This window comes from Alistipes indistinctus YIT 12060, from assembly GCF_025144995.1.
In the GTDB taxonomy this organism is placed as follows: Bacteria; Bacteroidota; Bacteroidia; order Bacteroidales; family Rikenellaceae; genus Alistipes_A; species Alistipes_A indistinctus.
Genome location: NZ_CP102250.1, coordinates 1,768,339 through 1,788,793, shown reverse-complemented (window position 1 = coordinate 1,788,793; position 20,455 = coordinate 1,768,339). Strand labels below are relative to the sequence as shown.

The window sequence follows — 20,455 nt, the reverse complement described above, 5'->3', positions numbered from 1 at the left end:
GGCCGAGAGTGGCAACACAAGGAAGTCTCGGCCGGATTTTGTTTAAGCAAAAATATCCGTCCGTTTCAGGGCAATACAGCTTAAATAGCAAATAAACAACAACATGTTATTCGAATACGATATCATTGTAGTGGGAGGAGGGCATGCCGGATGTGAAGCGGCGGCAGCGGCGGCAACCATGGGTTGCCAAACGCTGTTGGTGACGATGGACATGACCAAATTCGCACAGATGTCGTGTAATCCGGCCGTAGGCGGAGTCGCAAAGGGACAGATCGTCCGTGAAATAGATGCCTTGGGCGGCCGCATGGGAATCATTACCGACCGTTCCACGATCCAATTCCGCATGTTGAACCGCTCGAAAGGCCCCGCCATGTGGAGTCCGCGCGCGCAGTGCGACAAGATGCGCTTCAGCGAATTGTGGCGCGAAACGCTCGAAAATATACCGAACCTTTACCTTTGGCAGGACAGCGTAAATGAACTGTTAGTCGCCAATGGGCACGCTCGTGGCATTAAGACCCGTATGGGGGTCGAATTTAACGCAAAAGCCGTTATCCTTACCGCCGGAACCTTCCTGGGCGGCTTGATGCATATCGGCCGCTCGCAGGCCGAAGGAGGGCGCGCCGGTGATGCGGCGTCACACGGTCTAAGCGAACAACTGGCCGCACTCGGATTCGAAGTCGGCCGCATGAAAACCGGTACGCCGGCTCGCCTGGACGCACGTACAATAGATTTCTCACAGCTCAACGAACAACCGGGCGACGAAAACCCGGGCAAATTCTCATACAGCCCTGAAACAAAAGCAGTTGACAAGCAAAAACCCTGTTTTCTCGTGTACACGTCTCAAGAAGTGCACGATTTGCTGCGGAGCGGTTTTGCCGACTCACCACTCTTCAATGGAACGATCAAAGGAATCGGTCCACGATATTGCCCGAGCATCGAAGATAAACTCCGCACCTTTTCGGAAAAAAACGAGCACCAATTATTCCTCGAACCGGAAGGCGAACACACGAACGAATATTACCTGAACGGTTTTTCATCTTCACTTCCCTGGCAAGTACAAGTCGCCGCATTGCAAAAGATCAAAGGGCTGGAACATGTACACATCTACCGGCCTGGTTATGCCATTGAGTATGACTATTTTCCACCGACACAACTCTATCACTCGCTCGAAACAAAACTGATTTCAGGGCTCTATTTTGCAGGACAGGTAAACGGCACAACCGGATATGAAGAAGCTGGAGCACAGGGACTTATAGCAGGAATCAATGCCGTATTGAAACTGCGTGACGAAGAACCGCTCGTGCTCCGCCGTGACGAATCATATATCGGCGTGTTGATCGACGATTTAGTAACCAAAGGCGTGGACGAACCCTATCGTATGTTCACGAGCCGAGCCGAATACAGAATTTTACTCCGGCAAGACAATGCCGACGTGAGACTGACTCCGATCGGACACAAAATCGGCCTTGTAAGCGAAAAAAGGTACCGGGCGATGGAGCAAAAAAAATCGTCCGTAGAATCGCTTATTTCCTTCCTTCGCCGGGAGAGTGTCACGCCAGCCGATTTATCGGAGTATTTTAAAACGATCGATTCCACCCCCCTGACACAAGGCCGGAAGCTCTACGATATCCTCTTACGCAATAAAGTTACCCTAAATGGGCTGGCCGATCATCTGCCGGGGTTACAGGAGTACCTGACACAAAACCAGTGCACCGAGGAGATTGTCGAAGAAGCGGAGATCCGAATCAAGTATCATGGATACATCGAACGGGAACGGCACATCGCAGACAAGATGGTTCGACTGGAAAATATTTCGATCCGGCCAGATTTCGATTTTAATTCATTGAAGGCGCTCTCAATCGAAGCACGGCAGAAACTGACCCGAATTAAACCGTCGACCATCGGACAGGCATCCCGAATACCGGGGGTTTCCCCTGCCGACATCAATGTCCTATTGGTCTATTTCGGAAGGTAGAATTTAATTGCACAAACAAGACAAAAGTGAAAATCAGTTAATGTTCCACGTGGAACATTAACTTACAAAACAAACCTAACAACTAATATTGTTCCACGTGGAACACCTAAGCCATGGATAACAATATCTTTGATCTCTCATCGAACAACGCAGAAAAAATTTACATAAAAGGAAAATTGCATCCTATTCGTGTCGGGATGCGGCAAGTGACGCTCCAAAACGGGACTAAAGTTATCCTTTATGATACAACAGGTGTCTATACGGATAACGGATATAAAATAGATACAGGGAAAGGATTACCGAAAGTCCGTGAAGCATGGATCAAAGACCGGCTGGAAAAAGACGGCGAACTTCATACGCAATTATGGTATGCCAAACAAGGAATTATTACTCCCGAAATGGAGTACGTCGCGATTCGGGAAAGTCAGGGCTGTCCGGAAAAAGACGCAATTACTCCCGAAATGGTTCGGGATGAAATTGTCGCCGGACGTGCCATCCTGCCCTCAAACTATCGTCACCCCGAAGCGGAACCGATGATCATCGGCAATAAATTTTTGGTTAAAATCAATGCCAATATCGGAAACTCGGCCTTGGGTTCATCGATCGATGAAGAGGTGGAAAAAGCGCTTTGGGCCGTCAAATGGGGAGCCGACACCGTAATGGATCTTTCGACCGGAAAAGACATACACCAAACCCGCGAAGCGATCCTGCGTAACACCCCAGTCCCGCTGGGTACCGTACCTATGTACCAGGCTCTCGAAAAAGTGAAAGGCAAAATAGAAGACCTCAATTGGGATGTATACAAACAAACCCTGATCGAGCAAGCCGAACAAGGAGTAGATTATTTCACTATCCATGCAGGCATTTTAAGAGAACATATACCGGCAGCACTGAAGCGTGTGACCGGTATCGTATCCCGCGGTGGATCGATCATGGCCAAATGGATGAGCCACAACAATCAGGAAAATTTCCTGTATACGCATTTCGAAGAGATTTGCGAATTACTGAAAAAGTACGACATCGCTTTCTCTCTGGGAGACGGACTTCGTCCGGGTAGTATCGCCGATGCCAACGATGAAGCCCAGTTCGGTGAATTGAAAGTACTGGGAGAACTGGCCCGTATTTCACGCAAACACGATGTTCAGGTCATTATTGAAGGTCCCGGACACGTACCGATGCACCTCATACGCGAGAATATGGAGAAACAGATAGAATGGTGCGACGAAGCCCCGTTTTACACATTAGGACCGCTTGTAAGCGATATCGGAGCCGGATATGACCACATAACTTCGGCCATAGGCGGCGCAATGATCGGTTGGATGGGGACATCAATGCTTTGTTACGTAACAACCAAAGAGCATCTTGCATTGCCGAATCGCGACGATGTACGGGAAGGAGTAGTAACTTTCAAGCTTGCCGCCCATGCTGCGGATATCGCCAAAGGACATCCGGGGGCAGCGGAACGAGACCTGCAAATGAGTAAAGCGCGCTTCGACATGCGTTGGAACGATCAGTTCAATTTATCGCTCGATCCGGAGCGGGCACGCAAAATGCATTTTGAAATGATCGGATCGGGTGCCGATCATTGTTCGATGTGTGGGCCGCATTTTTGTGCCATGAAAATTACGAAATCGATCTAATTCTATACCTATTCAATTCATTTTTTACGAAAACGACTTTCCTTACAAAAAATTTTGAGCAAAAAAATTTATTATACTCAGAAAGTCGAATTCGGAACTTCGATTAACATAGAAAATTCCAAACAAATAAATCTCTGAAAAGCAAATTATTGAAATCAAAAAGCCGAAACTTTAAAAGTTTCGGCTTTTTACTATTTAAAATAAACGATTTATTTCGTCAATTCAAACGTCATTTGTGCAAGAGCCCGGTATGGTATCCCGTTTCGCATTGCAGGTTGCCAACCTCGAACGGCCTTGTCATAAATTTGGTCGATAATCACCTTCGAATACTGCCGCAACGTATCGCTCAACGGTACAATCCTATGGATCATACCGTTTTCGTCAATATCCGCCTCGATCACAAAAACCGTGGCACTATCTTTCTTTAATAAAGAACGGTCTTCAATCGTCCGATTGATATCGGCCAGTAAAATTTCAGGTAATTTCACCAACGAATTACCTTTGAAAGAGGGCGGAGTGTATTTGAAATTCTCATTTTCTACGAAATTGCATCCAGCCCCGGAGAAAATCCGCCTGTTCCGGTCGTACACCAACCGGATAATCGGTGTCTCTTGTGTGACAAAAAAGCTGAACTTCCGTAATCCGATTACCATCCGCACTTCGGTTTTTCCGGAGTTACAGAGGGAATCGGTAATCGTAACCGGTCCGTTCATCACCCGGAAATCGTGTTTGACCTTCTCAAAATCCGCTTTGCTATAACTGCGCACCGACGTATAACCCGGTGTAGTTATATATATCTGATAATCAATATTTTGAGAAAATAATAATTGACTCAGTCCGGTAAAAAGAAGTAAAAAAAATCCGAATTTTGCGAACATTTTTACGAATTAATTGTCATTCAAACCGTTAACCAAACTTTTAAAATCAATCGCTAAAAATCTATCGTACCCAACGTAAAACGAATTGGCAGATCCGGTTATTTCGCAGCCATTTTTGACCAACTGTCTTTCAAGGTAACAGTACGGTTGAAAACGGGTTTTTCAATGGAAGAATCCTTGTCGGCACAGAAATATCCGATCCGTTCGAACTGATATTTGCTCCCGGGAGCCGTCCCGGCGAGCGAAGGCTCCACATATCCCTTCATAACGGTCAAAGAAGCCGGATTTAAGTAATCTTTAAAGGTCTTGCCTTCCTCGATATCATCGAGGCTCTCGCGTGTAAATAAACGGTCGAAAAGGCGTATTTCCGCCTCTTTGGCATGCGGTGCCGAAACCCAGTGGATGACCCCCTTCACTTTCCGGCCATCGGAAGATTGACCTCCCTTGGACATCGGATCGTAAGTACAGCGCAACTCCACGATTTCGCCCTGTTCGTTTTTAATTACCTCATTGCAACGGATCAGGTAAGCATACCGCAAACGCACTTCATTCCCGGGTGAAAGGCGGAAATATTTTTTGGGGGGAACTTCCATGAAATCGTCCCGTTCGATATAGACTTCACGCGAAAAAGGCACTTCACGATGTCCGGCCGATTCATCTTCGGGATTATTGACACAACTGATCATTTCGGTCTCTCCCTCAGGGTAATTGGTAATCACCACCTTGATCGGATTCAGCACTGCCATACGGCGTTCAGCGCGTTTGTTAAGGTCCTCGCGGACACAGAATTCCAGCAGTCCCAGGTCGATCACGTTATCGCGCTTGGCCACACCCACCTTGTCGGCAAACATCCGGATGCTCTCGGGGGTATATCCCCTACGGCGCAGCCCGCAAATCGTCGGCATACGGGGATCGTCCCATCCCATGACGATTCCTTCCTGCACGCACTGGAGCAGCTTACGCTTGCTCATCATCGTATAGGTCAGGTTCAAACGGGCAAACTCGTATTGATGGCTTTCAAAAATACCGAGCTGCTGAATGAACCAGTCGTATAACGGGCGGTGCACATCGAATTCGAGCGTACAGATCGAATGGGTAATGCCTTCGATCGAGTCGGACTGCCCGTGGGCATAGTCGTACATCGGGTAAATACACCATTTATCGCCCGTACGGTGATGTTCCGAATGAAGAATACGATACATAATCGGATCCCGCAACAACATGTTGGGATGGGCCATATCGATCTTTGCACGGAGTACTTTCTCGCCGTCGGCAAACTCCCCGGCCCGCATGCGGGCAAACAGGTCTAAGTTTTCTTCCACGCTGCGGTTGCGCCACGGACTCTCCTTACCCGGCACCGTTACTGTGCCCCGATTCAGGCGTATCTCCTCCTGAGACTGGTCATCGACATAGGCTTTTCCCTTGCGGATCAGCTCAACAGCCCAATCATACAGTTGTTCGAAATAGTCGGAAGCATAGTGCTCTTCGGCCCATTGGAAACCGAGCCAATTGACATCTTCTTTAATCGAATCGACATACTCGACATCCTCCTTGACCGGGTTTGTATCGTCGAAGCGAAGGTTGCAAAGGCCACCGTAACGCTTGGCAAGACCGAAATTAAGGCAGATACTTTTGGCATGGCCGATATGCAGGTAGCCGTTGGGTTCAGGCGGGAAACGCGTATGAATCTGTTTTACCGCGCCGTCAGCAAGGCTCTTTTCTATAATTTCTTCCAGAAAATTAAGCGATCTCTCGTTAGAAACCGCCTCTTCGTTGACCGTACTCATAATTTCGGATTAATAGACTTCTGGCTACAAAAATAAGTTATTTTGCGGACAAACCGCTCTTTAAGATACATTTTAAAACGGTTTGCATATAAAATGAGAAGGGGACTTCGGCAATCGCTTCGCGAATACCGAAGTCCCCTTTCAATGGGCCACGTTTTTTACCTAACGTACCAACGTCAATTCATCGATCAGTCTGGTCGCCCCGGCATACTTTTCGATGACGAACAAAACATAACGGATATCGACGCTGATCGTACGCTGCAACCGGGGTTCGAACGCGATATCCCCGCTCATCGCCTCCCAGTTACCGTCGAATGCAAGGCCTACCAGCTCACCTTTGCCGTTAAGCACGGGACTGCCGGAATTACCGCCGGTAATGTCGTTATTGCTCAGGAAACCCACACGCACGGTACCTTCTTCGGCATATTGGCCGAAATCCTTGGCACGGTGCAGCTCCTTGAGTTTTTCCGGAACTGTAAATTCCATCGGATTCGACGTATCCTCCTTGGCAATCACACCGTCCAGGGTAGTATAATAATCGTAAATAACGCCGTCCGCAGGCCGGTAAGGAAGTACCTGTCCGTAAGTAAGCCGCATAGTGAAATTGGCATCGGGATAGAATTTCCTGTCCGGTTGCATTTCCAGCAGACCGGCAATGAAAAGGCGGTGCCCGCGGCGGTATTTTTTGGCTATTTCCGACAATTTTTTCGCATCCCGCCCGAACGACTGCATCACCGACTTATTGAGCCGGTAAGCCGGATCGTTTTTCAGTTTTTCAATATCCGGATCCTTTAAGAAGGCCTCAAACTGTTGCCGGGAAGCGAAAATCGAATTATCGTACAGAAAATCCACATATCGTTCCACATCTCCGGCAAACAGGCTGTCGATTCGATTCAGCTCGACCGGACGATCCTCTTTCGACAGGCTGTCGTATACGATCCGGATCATCCGTTTGGCTATCTTCCGGTCCGTAGGCGGGTTGTAATCCTTATACATGCCGGACAGTCCCTTACCCAGTGCTGCCAACACCACCGTATCCAACCGCGTGGAATCCTTTTTCAGCAGCCTGTTCCCCACTCCTGCCATTGCGATGATCTCAGTTCCCCGCAACAACGCTTCGGAAATGTACTGCCGGTAATTTTCATACGGAATCCGCTCGGCGACAGCCTCCTTAATCAGTTTCAACGCATCGCCGTACTTCGCCTGACGGACGGGATCGGCAGCCGCCCAGGCCTGAAATTGTGCTTCCAAAGCCTCTTTCTGCCCCTTCACATTCAATTTGCGCAACCCGCGGCTCTCACCGATCGAGTTCTTCCAGTAATTCGAAGAACCGGCGTATTTGTTCGCATACTGCAGGCGTACCTTCTCACTGGCCTGCATATCCTCCATCATCAGTTTCTGCCGTTCGCCGCGAATAAAGATCCGGTTCGGATTGTCCACGTTCAGCACCTGGTCGATCTCGAAAGAGGTCATGTAACGCTCGGTCGATCCGGGAAAACCCATGATCATCGTATAATCGCCCGGTTTTACCCCTTTCAGCGATATTTTCAAATGGGTCGGCGTCGCATAAGGTATATTGTCTTTGGAATACGGTGCCGGTTTACCATCCTTATCGGCATAAACCCGGAAAACCGAAAAGTCGCCCGTATGGCGCGGCCACATCCAATTGTCGGTATCTCCGCCGAATTTGCCGATCGAAGAGGGCGGGGTTCCTACCAGGCGCAGGTCGGTATACTGTTCCACAACGAACAACAGATATTGATTCCCGCCGAAAAACGATTTGACAAACGCCTCTTTAGAACTCTTTTCCGGCAACGCTTCCTTTACGATCTTATCGGACAGTTCGTCAACCTGTTTCTGCCGTTGCTGCTCGCTCATCGAATCACTCAGAAAAGGCAGAATCCTATCCGAAACATCCTCGATGCTGCGGATAAAGGTAACCGACATGCCCGGACAAGGCAACTCCTCTTTGTAATCCATCGCCCAAAAACCGTTTTGCAGATAGTCGTGTTCGACGCTGCTGAGCCGCTGTATAGAACCGTAACCGCAATGGTGGTTGGTAAAGACCAATCCGTTGGGCGATACGATCTCTCCGGTGCACCCGCCGCCGAAAATCACAATCGCATCCTTCAGCGATGTACCGTTGAGGTTATAAATCTGCTCGGCCGAAAGCTTCAGCCCTTTGGCCTTCATATCCTTAATATTCAGCTTCTGCAGGTAAGGCAGCAGCCACATTCCTTCGTCAGCCCGGACTTGCACGGCTGCCAGCAGCAGACAGCAAAGGGCCATTCCCCATCTTTTCATTTATCGTTTGGTTTTAGTTTGGATTCGCGAATTCTCGCATGTGCAAAACGCTTTGTCACGCAAATATATCATAATCAGCGTTTGGCAGCAAGCATATTGCGGATGGAACGCTCGGCCCGGCGGCGGATCGACTCTTCGATGACCACCTCGGGCGTTTCGTCACGCAATGCCGCGTACATTTTGTCGAGCGTAACGAGTTTCATGTACGAACAGTCGTTGCATCCGCATGTCGAATCGGACGGGGGAGCCGGAATGAAACGTTTCGACGGATTGTCCTTGGCCATCTGGTGCAGGATACCCGGTTCGGTGACGACGATAAACGTGTCGGCATCGCTCTGCGTCGCATAGTTGAGCAGCGCGGCCGTACTGCCGACATAGTCGGCGACCAGCAACACGGGCTTTTTGCATTCCGGATGTGCCAGCACTTTGGCTTCGGGGTATTGTTTTTTCAATTCGATAATCTTCTCGAGGGAGAATTCCTCATGCACATGGCACGCACCGTCCCATACCACCATATCGCGTCCGGTAACACTCTGGATGTAATTGCCCAGGTTGCGGTCCGGCGCAAAGACGATCTTGGCGTTCACCGGCAATGAACGCACGATCTCGACGGCGTTGCTCGACGTACAGCAGATATCAGTCAGGGCCTTTACCCCCACTGACGTATTGACATAGGAGACCACCGTATAACCGGGATACCGTTCCAGAAACTTTGCGAACGCCGATGCTTCGCACGAATCGGCCAACGAACAACCCGCCGCCGGATCGGGCAGCAGTACCTTCTTATCCGGTGAAAGTATTTTGGCCGTCTCGGCCATGAAATGAACGCCCGCAAACAGGATGATATCCGCATCTGTCTGTGCGGCCTTTTCGGAAAGCGCGAGCGAATCGCCGGTAAAATCGGCTGCTTCCTGAATTTCCGGACGTGTATAGTAGTGAGCCAGAATTACGGCGTTTTTCTCTTTGGCCAATTGCCGGAGCTGTTCGATCCGGCGAAGTTGGTCGGGTGAAAATTTTTCGGATTTCATAGGCAGCAGTGTGAACAGTTCTTTTTTATATTTTTATTTCCTTTTTAAAATTTAAAAAGAAAAGAGTAATAATAAGAGGCGTTGGCCGTGTTGATAATTCCGAGGAACTATTTTGGATGATAAAATGTAAAGTTAATAAAAACAATCCATCAACATATCATATTGCTTCGGTAAGTGTCCATGCCCCTTTTTTATCCGGTTATCGACAGTTGTCGGTAAGCGTTGCCAACATATCGACATCCGATCGGCCGCGTCCCGGACCGGTGGAAAACCCGATAAGAGAGTGTTGAAAGATCACAGCAAAAAAAGTTTGCATCTCTGCTAAAAACGTCTATATCAACTCAACGATCGAACAAACAATAGCCCGGATGAGAAAACTTTCATTTTCGATACACACCGGTTTAATGTTCTGTTAACAATTTATTAAAACGATCTTCGGTGTGATAAATAGTTGGAAGCGAGTTTACTGACAGACAGTGTGGAAAAAGTTATCGTCAGTGTCCCGTCTTTTCCAATTCCGTTACGAGGTTTTTAGCCAAACCGGTGTAAAAGGCGGCGGAGGTGCTCTCCTGCGTGGCGACCGGCGTTCCTGCATCGGCCGCTTCGCGGACGCTCTGGATAAGCGGAATTTCAGCCAGCAACGGTATGTTTTCACTGCGAGCCAACTCCTGTGCTCCTCCTTTACCGAAGATGTAGTACCGGTTTGCAGGCAGTTCTGCCGGTGTGAACCAGGCCATGTTTTCCACAATGCCCAATACGGGAATATTGATCTGCTTGGCCCGGAACATCCCGATGCCGCGCCGGACGTCGGCCAGTGCGATCTTTTGCGGCGTGCTGACGATGATCGCCCCGGAAATTTTCAGGTCCTGCATCAGCGAGAGGTGGATATCGCCCGTGCCGGGAGGCATGTCGATCAGCAGGAAATCCAGTTCTCCCCAATCGGTCTGGTGGGTCAGCTGGCGCAGTGCATTGGTCGCCATAGGGCCCCGCCAGATCAAAGCGTCTTTCGGGTTGATGAAAAACCCGATCGACATTACCTTAACCCCCATGGTGAGCGCCGGATAGATACGCGGCGTTCCCTCTTCCTCTTCATCGCCGGCGGGTTGGTAACCTTCCACGCCGAACATCGTCGGCATCGAGGGACCGTAAATATCGGCGTCGAGAATGCCTACTCTGTAGCCCATTCGCTGCAGGGCGACCGCCAGATTGGCCGTGACGGTGCTTTTCCCTACGCCTCCCTTGGCCGAACTGACCGCGATAATGTGCTTGATCCCGCCCGTCCAGCTTCCCGGTTCCGGTTTTTTGGGTTCTATTTTTTTAGGGGGTGCCTCTTTGATGAAGACCGAAATATGACCGGCATATTGCGGAAATGTTTCGGACAGGATGGTTTCGCACGCCTTTTTCAGCGATGCGGCGAACGGGTCGCGGCTGCGGGAAAACGCGAGCGTGAACTGGATCTTGTCTCCGGTTACGATCAGGTTTTCAATCATACCTTGCGAGACGAGGTCAGTGCCTGTTTCGGGGTGTTGCACGCGGCGCAGGACTTCCAGAATATCGTTTTGGTCCATTGTGACGGATGTTTAATAGTTGTACGCAAAGGTAATAAACTGCTCAGGATCTCCCAAAAGTTACTATTTTTGTGCAGGTAGCCTGCGAAAGTTCCTCCAGGCCGGATTACACCGGACGTTTTGCCGGTGGCCGGTCCTCTTGCAGACCGGAAAAACCGGGCATCGGTTTTCGGAACGGGATTTGTCCTGAACTGGAAATCTTTCAAAACAGGGACCAAATGCAGTCGAACGGTACGGAGTACCTAAACAATCACAAGATGAACGCATTTTTCAAAACATTTTTCGCTTCGCTGCTTGCCGTAGTGGCCGGCGGCATTCTTTTCGCCGTGTTGGGTGTAATGGTTCTGGTCGGAATCGGCGTGAGTGCCCTCTCCGGCAGTACGGCAGCGGTCTCCTCGCCCGCGGCGCATACGGTCCTGAAGATCGACCTGGCGACGCCGGTCGTGGACAACCCTTCGCAGGGAGCGCTCTCATCGCTCGATTGGGTGACGATGCGGATGAACCGCGAGCTCGGCCTGCTCGATGTGCTCGGCGCACTCGAACGGGCCGAATCCGACAAGCATATCGATGGTATTTACCTGAACCTGTCGCCGGTGATGCCGCTCGGGATGGCGACGATGGAGGAGCTGCGCGACGCATTGGTCAAATTCAAGGAGCGTTCGGGCAAGTTCGTGGTAGCTTATTCCGATTTTTATACCCAGGGTACTTATTACCTCAGTTCAGTGGCCGACCGTCTTTACCTCAATCCCCAGGGAACTTTGCTGTGGAAGGGGCTTTCGTCGAACGTGATGTTTTATAAAGGGTTGCTCGACAAGCTCGGTGTCCGGCCCGAAGTGATCCGGCACGGTGCTTATAAAGCCGCCGTGGAACCGTTTATTATGGACCGGATGAGTCCCGAGAACCGTCGGCAAACCGAAGAGTTGATCGGCACGATCTGGTCGCATGTCGTGGGGGGAATCGCTCGTGCGCGGTCGCTCGACTCGGCGGCACTGCAACAGTATGCCTCGACCCTTGCCATCGGCGATGCTGCGCTTGCAGTGGAGAAAAAAATGGTCGATTCACTCGCTTACAGCGCTGATATGGAGGCAATGCTGGCCGGGATGACAGGGCAGCAGGAGACCCGGTTCATTTCGTTGGAAGATTATGTGATGCAGGGTCAGGTCGGCAGCAGCGGCGGTAAAGGATCCGGCAACCGGATCGCCGTGCTCTATGCCGAAGGCGATATTGTGGACGGAGAGGCTCCGGAACGTGAGGTGGGCGGCGAGACGCTTGCGGCGAAACTGGCCGATTTGCGCCGGGATGAGGAGGTCAAGGCCGTGGTGCTGCGGGTCAACTCGCCCGGGGGCAGTGCGCTTGCTTCGGAGGTGATCTGGCATGAGATGGAACTGCTCCGTGCGGAAAAGCCGGTCGTCGTTTCGATGGGTAACGTGGCCGCATCGGGGGGATATTATATCGCGTGTCCGGCTGATGTGATCCTTGCCTCTCCCACTACGATCACCGGGTCGATCGGGGTATTCGGGCTGCTGTTCAATGCCGGGCAGGGATTGAAGGATAAACTCGGCGTTACGGTGGATGTCGCCAAGACCAATCCGTCGGCCGATATAGGGTTTCCGTTCCGGGAGGTATCCCCCGCCGAGCGGGATTATCTGCAACACAATGTCGAGCGAGTCTATGCAGGGTTTGTCAAGCATGTAGCCGAAGGACGCAACCTGACTGAAGCACAGGTGGACAGTATCGGCGGCGGCCGGGTATGGTCCGGCGTCAGCGCGCTTGACAACGGGCTGATCGATGCCTGGGGCGGCCTTTCCGATGCGATTTCGCTCGCGGCCGACCGGGCCGGGGTCAGCGACGATTTCAGCATCAGCGTACCGAGCCAGGCGCCCGACCTGTTCACACGCATCTTTACGCTGCTTTCGGCCCGGGCCGGCGTGGATCATTTGCAAAACGGGCTGGGCGAACTGTACCGGGAGTATGCCGGATTACAGAAGATCCTTTCACGGCAGGGAGTGCAGGCCGTAATGCCCTACCGGTTGGAAATCCGTTGAATGACTGCCGAATACTGAGTGTTCCGGTGCCGGAGAGGGGTTTTGCGCGGCATTTGCCGTGAAAAATTTGACATTCAGTCTTTTTTAGTTACTTTTGAAGATTGGAACGATTCGGTATGTTGCGTACGCTTTGGGCCGCTCCGCTGGCTTGGATATACGGACTGGTCGTCGGGATCAGGCACAAGCTTTTCGACCTGAAGATTCTCAGGAGCGAAGAGTTCGATATCCCTATTGTATGCGTCGGAAACCTCACTGTCGGCGGTACCGGCAAGACTCCCGTCACGGAATACCTGATCGAATATTTCGCATCGCGCTATAACATAGCGGTGCTTTCGCGCGGATACAAACGCAAAACGCGCGGGTTCGTGCTTTCGGATGTCCGCTCGTCGTTCCGGGCGATCGGTGACGAACCCAAACAGATCAAGCTGAAATATCCGGAGATTCCGGTGGCCGTCTGCGAGCGCAGGGTCGAAGGGATCAGGCGCCTGAGGGAGGCGCACCCCGAAGTGAACCTGATTATTCTGGATGATGCATTCCAGCACCGTTATGTCGAATCGTGGGTCAACATCCTGTTGATGGATTACAACAACCCGATCTACCACGACTCTTTCCTGCCCCAGGGAACGCTGCGCGACAGCCGCAGCCAGCTTTACCGGGCCAATTTCGTGCTGGTGACCAAATGTCCCGAAACAATCAATCCGCTTGATATGCGTATCGTTAAGAAACGGCTCGAACTGTTTCCTTACCAGTCGCTCTATTTTTCGCGGATGGCCCAGGGGTACCCGGTGCCGTTGTTTCCCGAACAGATCGGGCGTGCGGTTCAGCCTCATGATCCGGTGATCGTGATGAGCGGAATTGCGAATCCGAAACCGCTTGTAAGTGCCCTTTCACAGCATCATAAGATCGTGGGCAAGCTTTTGTTCGACGATCATCACACTTACCGCATGCGCGATATGGAGCGGTTGAAACGCATGCTCGCCGAGTCCCCGGAACATACGGCCGTCGTCGTGACCGAAAAAGATGCGGTTAAACTGACCAACCGCAAGAAAATTCCGTTGGAAATCCAGCGGAGAATCTACTATGCACCGATCCACGTGGAATTTATCGGAGACCGTGAGGAGAGGTTCTTACACCAACTCGAACAGTATGTTACAACAAATCAAAAATACAGCGTCCTTCATCCGGAATAAGGTCGATTTCAAACCCCAGGTGGGCATTATCCTGGGCAGCGGGCTAGGCGGCCTGGCGGACAATATTCAGGTCGTTGCACAACTCGATTATAAAGATATTCCGGGTTTTCCGGTCTCGACGGTTGCCGGCCATGCCGGGCGGTTGATTTTCGGGATGCTCGGCGGCAAGCGTGTCGTGGCCATGCAGGGACGGTTCCATTATTATGAAGGTTATACACCGCAGCAGGTGGTTTTCCCGGTGCGCGTGCTGAAAATGCTCGGGATCGAATACCTGTTCGTGTCGAATGCCGGCGGCGGAGTCAATCCTGATTTCCATGTCGGCGACGTGATGGTAATCACAGATCACATCAATATGATTCCCAATCCGTTGATCGGGCCTAATCCGGAAGAACTGGGGCCCCGTTTTCCCGATATGAGCGAAGCGTACAGCCGGGAGCTGATCGCGCTGGCTGACGGGATAGCCGAACGTGAGGGAATTGCGTTGCAACACGGTTGCTACTGGGGTGGAACGGGCCCGACGTACGAGACACCGGCTGAATATCGTTTTTTCCACATTGCAGGGGCCGATTCGGTGGGAATGTCCACTACCCCCGAAGTGATCGCCGCGCGGCATATGGGACTGCCCGTGTTTGCCGTATCGGTCATTACGAACATCGGCCTGTCCGGTCTGAAATCCACGCACGAAGAGGTGCAGCAGGAGGGCCGCAAGGCCCAGCAGAAAATGGCCCGGCTCTTTATTGCGCTGCTGGAAGCGTTATAACCGAAACCCGGCAGGGGATTCTGACGGGGCCGCCGATCCCGGCAGAGGCCGTAACCGGAAGGAAAGCCGGTCGGACGTGGAATGCCGGTAATGGAATAAGAAGTGAAATGATGCGCAGGCAACGAAAGCCACAGGGCGTGGCCGCGTATGGACTAGTCAATAAAAGTATAAAGCGATGATCAACAAAGTGATTTTGATCGGCAATGTGGGAGCCGATCCCGAAGTGAGAGCGCTCGAAGGCGGTGTCAAGGTGGCGCGCCTGCGGATCGCAACGACCGAGCGGATCTACAACCGCCAGACACAGGAAACCAAGGAGCATACCGAATGGCATAACGTGACGCTGTGGCGTAACCTGGCCGACGTGGCCGACCGCTTTATCCGCAAGGGAAGCCAGGTCTATATCGAGGGAAGCCTCCGCACGAGGGACTGGACGGACAAAGACGGCAATAAACGCTATGCGACCGAAATTGTCGCCAACGACCTGAAGATGCTCGGGCGCCGCGGGGATGCACCTGCCTCGGGGGCGGACAACTCTTACGGAGGATCTTATGGCGGCGCAGCGCAATCTTCGCAGTCCTCCCCTTCCCCGTCCGGCGATATTGCCGCATCGGCTCCGCAGGAAGTGGACGATCTGCCGTTCTGACGCCTGTTTGTTAATAACTGTACCGAAACATGAGTAACAACGACTGGAAAAGCCGGCTCAACGTCGTCTATTCGACCAATCCCGATTTCCAATACGAACAGGAGCAGGCCGAGACGGCCGAAACATTGCCGCCCGCACGGCAAAACCTGCGGGTTTGGCTCGACCGCAAGCAGCGGGCAGGCAAACAGGTGACTCTGGTTAAAGGTTTCGTCGGCGGCGACGACGACCTGAAAGAGTTGGGACGCCTGCTCAAAAGCAAATGCGGTGTGGGCGGTACGGCGAAAGAGGGCGAGATCGTCATTCAGGGCGATTTCCGTGACCGCGTAGTCGAAATCCTGCTCCGGGAGGGATACCGGGTCAAAAAAGCGGGCAGCTGAGCATGGTGTGCCGACTTCTCCTGCGTTTGTGTTGCCTGTGGGCATGCTGCGCGGCGCTTCCGGCCTGGGGGCAGTACTATGACTGGGGCCGGTCGCCGGCCGGTATTCGCTGGATGCAGGTCGAAGGGCCGCGAGGCAAGATCGTTTATCCCGATTATTTCAGCGGGGGCGCTGCGCAGGTGCTTTCGGTGATGGAGGGTATTACGCCGACGATGACCTACGGGTTCAGCTACAAACCGTTGAAGGTCCCGGCGGTACTGCATACCCAGAATTTCAATGCGAACGGCATCGTGATGTGGGCGCCCAAGCGGATGGAGCTCGAACTGATCCCGGACCTGGCTCCCTATGCCCAGCCGTGGTTCAAGCAATTGGTGGCGCACGAGTCGCGCCATACCGTCCAGTACGGCAATCTGTACCGCTCCTTTATGAAACCGCTGGGCTGGTTCATCGGCCAGCAGTCGGGCCTGATCAGCCAGGCGTTGATTCCGGTGTGGCTGCTCGAAGGCGACGCCGTACAGGCCGAGACGCAGATGGCTTCGTTCGGGCGCGCGTTGCAGCCCTCGTTTACGATCGGATACCGCGCCTATATGGCCGAAGGCACCAAACGATATGTGCCCGATAAATGGTTCTGCGGGTCTTACAAGGATTACATTCCCGATCACTATCAGTTGGGTTATCAGATGACCGCATGGTCCCGCGAGCGTTACGGCGACGATATCTGGGACCGCGTGGCGAGGTACAGTTCTAAATACCCTTATACGATCCTTACGACGCATTGGGCGTTGGGCAAGTATTACAAAACCAGCCCGACTAAGATGTTGTGGCATACCTTCGGCGACCTGAAGGCATTTTGGGATTCGCTGCCGCCCCGTTCGAACAGCGCTTCGCTGATTCCAACCCCTACCACCAGCTATACGGTCTATACCGCGCCGATAGCGCTCAACGATACTACAATTCTGGCGCTCAAACGCGATCTCGACCGGCCTAGCCGGATCGTAAAGGTCGATCCCCGTTCGGCAGGGGAGAAAAAGCTGTTTTATACCGGTTGGGTGGGTACGGCACCTGTTATGCGCGACAGCACGCTGTATTGGAGTGAGTACCGCAGCAGTATTTTTTGGGATCAGCGCGTCAATGCCCGCGCAGTGAGCTACGACCTGCGTAACGGCCGGAAGCGCCTGTTGCGCGACCGTGAAAACGCCCTTTATCCGACTCCGCTTCCGGATGGCCGAGTTGCCTCCGTGGGATACGATTATACCGGCCGTTATTCCATAGATTTTGGCGGCGGCCGCTCGTTTGAGGTACCAGACACGCTTTCGGTGCACGGGTTGGCTTACGACGATCTGACCGGTACAATGGCCTTTATTACACTCGGCGACGCCGGCATGTCGATCTGCCGGATCGACACCTGCAGCGGGCGGATTGCACCGATTACGCAGCCGGGCTATACGAGTATCTACAACCTGCGGGCCGGGGCGGGCAAGTTAACTTTCAATTCGATCGCGTCGGGCTATGACGAAGTGCATGTGTACGATCTGGCCCGAGGCGAGGAGTTCCGGGTGACGACCTCGCGTTACGGTTCGGTTTCGCCCTCTGCTCCCGTACCGGGCAGTGATAAACTGTACATGACGACGTATACGCTCGGTGGTTACCGTCTTTCGCACCAGCGTATGGACGGCGATTCGATGCAGCGTATCGCTTATTCCCGTCTGCCGGAGAACATTGTCAATCCGCCGCGCCGGAAATGGGATGTAGTCAACCTCGATACGGTTCGGCTTGCGCGGACGATCGATTCGACACACCGGGTGAAGCGTTACCGCAAAGGGCTGCACCTGTTCAATCCGCACAGTTGGGCGCCCTGGAGTTTCAACCCGTCGAAAATCGCCGACGAGAACAAGCTCGATATAGGCTTTGGGGCTACGGTCATGTCGCAGAACCTGCTGACCAGCACCGAAGCGTATCTTTCGTACGGTTATAGCGGGAAAGGGCATCGGGTGCGCGGGTCGTTCGGTTATTACGGGTTGGCCCCGAAATTCGATTTCGCGGTCGATTATGGCGGCGGCAAGCAGTTAATCTATGGCGAAAAGGTACCCGAGGCACTTCCGGTTTCGCTGAGCAACCATTTTCAGTTCACGGTGGACGTTTCGTTGCCGATGACGCTTGCCTCGGGCTATCATATCCGTACGCTGACACCTTTTGCCCAGTTTTATTACCTCAACGCCCTGCTCTACAAGCAGCAAAGTACCTCTTATGAAAAAGGGGTGACGAGGGGTGTGGCGGGACTGAGTTTTATCGACAACGTACGGATGGGGACACGCGATTTCCTGCCCCGGTGGGGATACGCGGTCAAATTTACGACGGTGGGGGCGCCGTTCCGGAGCGATTTCGGAACGATCTATTCGCTTTACGGACGTGTTTACACGCCGGGTGTGGCCCGCCACCACAGCCTGACGCTGCGCGGGAATGTGCAATACCAACCTGTCGATCGGTATAATTTCTATTACAAGGAACTCTATCCGCGCGGGGCCGATTACGACGTGGTGGCAACGCGTTACGCCGCCTTCTCGGCCGATTACCAATTGCCGCTCTGCTATCCGGACGGCGGTATCAACAGCATCGTCTATTTCAACCGTATCCGGCTGAACCTCTATTATGATTTTGCCCGCTTCATCGGGATTTCTTCCGGCTCCGCGACCCATTCCGGCCGGGCTACCACCCTTTGGTCGTACGGTGGTATCGTTACGTTCGATATGCGGTTGGTGCGCATGCCCAAGAACGATACGTCGCTGGGCGTGTACGTCTACAAACCGAGCGATCGTAACGGCGTCGTGACGGGTGTCAATCTTTCGCTACCGTTGTAAACCGGGTTTGGCGTTCGGCTCCCCGCACCGTTTCGAGTGCGACGAGGTAGGCCGAAGCCGTCCAGCCGAGCATAAAACTGCAGGGATATTCATCGTCGTTGATCCTGCCGTCGCGCGTATATTTTTCCCACAAAAAACCAGGGTGGCGCGTGCCGTCTCCGTATTTGAACGGCCGGTGCGTGGCCGGCTGCGGGTCGAGGTAGTTGCGCGTGACCGTATTGAGCCATTTCAGGGCTATATGCTGCGCCTCTTCCCGGTAGCCGTAACGGAGCATCGCTTCGATCGCGAGTTGCTGGATCGGCGCCCAAACCGCGCTGTGTCCCCATTGGTAGGCGATTTTTTGAGGAGTGGTTTCACAGACGACCAGGCCGCCCGGCGAATCGAACAACGGCAGGTTTTCACGGACCCGCTCGGCGTGCCGGGCAGGGGCAAAACCGAAATGCAGCGGCATCAGGGCGGCAAGGGATCCTACCGGCGAACGGCGGCGGTTCACGAAATCGTAATCGAGGTACAGCCCGCGCATTTCGTCCCAGCAATATTTTTCGATCAGCCGCGCACGTTTCTCTGCCTTTTGTTCCCATTTCCGGCCGTCGGAAAGGTCCAGTTCGCGTTCATAATAGGCGAGGTCTTTTTCGTAGCCGTAGAGGTAGCTGTTCAGGTCTACCGGGATATAGTCCATGCATCGCCCTTCGAACCGGGGCGTAAAGTCCATGCATTCGGCTTCGGCCATGCGGTGGGCGGCCATTCGTATTTTGGTTTCACGGGGGGCGCCGGGATCGAGTCCGAAACGCCCTTTCAGCACGCGGTCGTAAAAGGTGGCGAGAGCGGCCGTATCGGAATGGTGTCCGTAACGTTGCAGCCCTTTCACCGGGGTCGAATGGTCTTCGATCGTGTTACCGTCCGTATTGGTCCAAAATTCGTACTCTTTCAGCACCGCCCGGTACGCACGGTGCAGCCATGCGGTGTCTTTGCCGGGTGTAAGTTCCCAGTATCGCCGTACGCTCATCGAGAAGCAGGGAGTCTGGCTGCGGTCTTCGCCCCATCCCGAAGCATTCGGGATAAAACCGAGTTTATCGATCTGCCAGATCATGCAGTCGAGGTTGTTGCGGGCCAATTCCGTTTCGCCGCAGCGCAGCAAACCCTCGTTGTGGAAATAGAGATCCCAGTAATAGAGTGTCCCGGGATTCAGCCCGTACAGGTACGCTACCGGGAAATCGGGATTTTTCTCGACGAAATTGTGCCAGTTGTTTCGGATGTAAGTTTCTATTTCATTCCATTTTTCGGGGCGGTACGGTTCGGGAGCCGGGCGCAGAGGGACCTCAGCGCTCAGGATCAGGGGCAACGCGAATAATGCCGTGCAAAATGCGCACAGAGGACGAAAACAGTTCATAGTCGGATTGTT

At 52.8% G+C, this 20,455-nt stretch carries 14 protein-coding genes; 8 read left to right on the top strand and 6 right to left on the bottom strand.

From position 1 onward, the window contains the following. Positions 1-103: 103 nt before the first annotated feature. On the top strand, positions 104-1,975 hold the full coding sequence (gene mnmG / locus NQ495_RS07535) for a tRNA uridine-5-carboxymethylaminomethyl(34) synthesis enzyme MnmG (protein ID WP_009133557.1): 1,872 nt from the start codon (positions 104-106) through the stop codon (positions 1,973-1,975). A 113-nt stretch (positions 1,976-2,088) separates the two neighbouring features. Continuing rightward, positions 2,089-3,615: a phosphomethylpyrimidine synthase ThiC gene (thiC, locus tag NQ495_RS07530; protein ID WP_009133558.1), complete on the top strand. Its 1,527-nt coding sequence runs from the start codon at positions 2,089-2,091 to the stop codon at positions 3,613-3,615. A gap of 209 nt (positions 3,616-3,824) precedes the next feature. Here the strand turns inward: thiC and NQ495_RS07525 are convergent, their stop codons facing one another. The 5 genes from NQ495_RS07525 to NQ495_RS07505 all read right to left on the bottom strand — a co-directional run bounded on the left by NQ495_RS07525 (position 3,825) and on the right by NQ495_RS07505 (position 11,180). Next, positions 3,825-4,493, bottom strand: coding sequence for a hypothetical protein (locus NQ495_RS07525; RefSeq protein ID WP_009133559.1), 669 nt, complete (start codon positions 4,491-4,493; stop codon positions 3,825-3,827). Between the two features lie 98 nt (positions 4,494-4,591). Continuing rightward, the gene (locus tag NQ495_RS07520) at positions 4,592-6,280 is read right to left on the bottom strand and encodes a glutamine--tRNA ligase/YqeY domain fusion protein (protein ID WP_009133560.1); all 1,689 of its coding nucleotides are present in this window, start codon (positions 6,278-6,280) and stop codon (positions 4,592-4,594) included. 162 nt (positions 6,281-6,442) lie between these two features. After that, positions 6,443-8,584 carry a S46 family peptidase gene (locus tag NQ495_RS07515; RefSeq protein ID WP_009133561.1) on the bottom strand — a complete coding sequence of 714 codons (2,142 nt, stop codon included), beginning with the start codon at positions 8,582-8,584 and terminating at the stop codon, positions 6,443-6,445. A gap of 74 nt (positions 8,585-8,658) precedes the next feature. Continuing rightward, the gene (gene nadA / locus NQ495_RS07510; RefSeq protein ID WP_009133562.1) at positions 8,659-9,612 is read right to left on the bottom strand and encodes a quinolinate synthase NadA; all 954 of its coding nucleotides are present in this window, start codon (positions 9,610-9,612) and stop codon (positions 8,659-8,661) included. 494 nt (positions 9,613-10,106) lie between these two features. Next, positions 10,107-11,180 carry an Mrp/NBP35 family ATP-binding protein gene (locus tag NQ495_RS07505; RefSeq protein ID WP_009133563.1) on the bottom strand — a complete coding sequence of 358 codons (1,074 nt, stop codon included), beginning with the start codon at positions 11,178-11,180 and terminating at the stop codon, positions 10,107-10,109. A gap of 257 nt (positions 11,181-11,437) precedes the next feature. Here NQ495_RS07505 and sppA point away from each other — a divergent pair, with 257 nt between their 5' ends. The 6 genes from sppA (at position 11,438) to NQ495_RS07475 (ending at position 19,053) form a co-directional block, all read left to right on the top strand. Next, on the top strand, positions 11,438-13,225 hold the full coding sequence (gene sppA / locus NQ495_RS07500; RefSeq protein ID WP_040294406.1) for a signal peptide peptidase SppA: 1,788 nt from the start codon (positions 11,438-11,440) through the stop codon (positions 13,223-13,225). A 116-nt stretch (positions 13,226-13,341) separates the two neighbouring features. Beyond that, on the top strand, positions 13,342-14,415 hold the full coding sequence (gene lpxK, locus NQ495_RS07495; protein ID WP_009133565.1) for a tetraacyldisaccharide 4'-kinase: 1,074 nt from the start codon (positions 13,342-13,344) through the stop codon (positions 14,413-14,415). Beyond that, positions 14,372-15,175: a purine-nucleoside phosphorylase gene (locus NQ495_RS07490; RefSeq protein WP_009133566.1), complete on the top strand. Its 804-nt coding sequence runs from the start codon at positions 14,372-14,374 to the stop codon at positions 15,173-15,175. The genes lpxK and NQ495_RS07490 overlap by 44 nt, the downstream gene beginning before the upstream one ends. Before the next feature lie 175 nt (positions 15,176-15,350). Further along, positions 15,351-15,818 (top strand): single-stranded DNA-binding protein, encoded by a 468-nt coding sequence (locus NQ495_RS07485; protein ID WP_009133567.1) that lies wholly within the window; start codon positions 15,351-15,353, stop codon positions 15,816-15,818. A gap of 29 nt (positions 15,819-15,847) precedes the next feature. Further along, positions 15,848-16,195, top strand: a complete 348-nt coding sequence (locus NQ495_RS07480) for a translation initiation factor (protein ID WP_009133568.1) — start codon at positions 15,848-15,850, stop codon at positions 16,193-16,195. Positions 16,196-16,197: 2 nt separating this feature from the next. Continuing rightward, the gene (locus tag NQ495_RS07475; protein ID WP_009133569.1) at positions 16,198-19,053 is read left to right on the top strand and encodes a hypothetical protein; all 2,856 of its coding nucleotides are present in this window, start codon (positions 16,198-16,200) and stop codon (positions 19,051-19,053) included. On the opposite strand, the gene NQ495_RS07470 is transcribed toward NQ495_RS07475, so the two are convergent. Next, entirely contained in the window at positions 19,031-20,443 is a 1,413-nt protein-coding gene (locus tag NQ495_RS07470; protein WP_009133570.1) for a trehalase family glycosidase, read from the bottom strand. The two genes, NQ495_RS07475 and NQ495_RS07470, sit on opposite strands and share 23 nt — an antisense overlap. Between the last annotated feature and the right edge of the window lie 12 nt (positions 20,444-20,455).

Coding starts and splice junctions, on each gene's coding strand:
- mnmG (WP_009133557.1), top strand. CDS start 104: ATGTTATTCGAATACGATATCATTGTAGTGGGAGGAGGGCATGCCGGA.
- thiC (WP_009133558.1), top strand. CDS start 2,089: ATGGATAACAATATCTTTGATCTCTCATCGAACAACGCAGAAAAAATT.
- NQ495_RS07525 (WP_009133559.1), bottom strand. CDS start 4,493: ATGTTCGCAAAATTCGGATTTTTTTTACTTCTTTTTACCGGACTGAGT.
- NQ495_RS07520 (WP_009133560.1), bottom strand. CDS start 6,280: ATGAGTACGGTCAACGAAGAGGCGGTTTCTAACGAGAGATCGCTTAAT.
- NQ495_RS07515 (WP_009133561.1), bottom strand. CDS start 8,584: ATGAAAAGATGGGGAATGGCCCTTTGCTGTCTGCTGCTGGCAGCCGTG.
- nadA (WP_009133562.1), bottom strand. CDS start 9,612: ATGAAATCCGAAAAATTTTCACCCGACCAACTTCGCCGGATCGAACAG.
- NQ495_RS07505 (WP_009133563.1), bottom strand. CDS start 11,180: ATGGACCAAAACGATATTCTGGAAGTCCTGCGCCGCGTGCAACACCCC.
- sppA (WP_040294406.1), top strand. CDS start 11,438: ATGAACGCATTTTTCAAAACATTTTTCGCTTCGCTGCTTGCCGTAGTG.
- lpxK (WP_009133565.1), top strand. CDS start 13,342: ATGTTGCGTACGCTTTGGGCCGCTCCGCTGGCTTGGATATACGGACTG.
- NQ495_RS07490 (WP_009133566.1), top strand. CDS start 14,372: ATGTTACAACAAATCAAAAATACAGCGTCCTTCATCCGGAATAAGGTC.
- NQ495_RS07485 (WP_009133567.1), top strand. CDS start 15,351: ATGATCAACAAAGTGATTTTGATCGGCAATGTGGGAGCCGATCCCGAA.
- NQ495_RS07480 (WP_009133568.1), top strand. CDS start 15,848: ATGAGTAACAACGACTGGAAAAGCCGGCTCAACGTCGTCTATTCGACC.
- NQ495_RS07475 (WP_009133569.1), top strand. CDS start 16,198: ATGGTGTGCCGACTTCTCCTGCGTTTGTGTTGCCTGTGGGCATGCTGC.
- NQ495_RS07470 (WP_009133570.1), bottom strand. CDS start 20,443: ATGAACTGTTTTCGTCCTCTGTGCGCATTTTGCACGGCATTATTCGCG.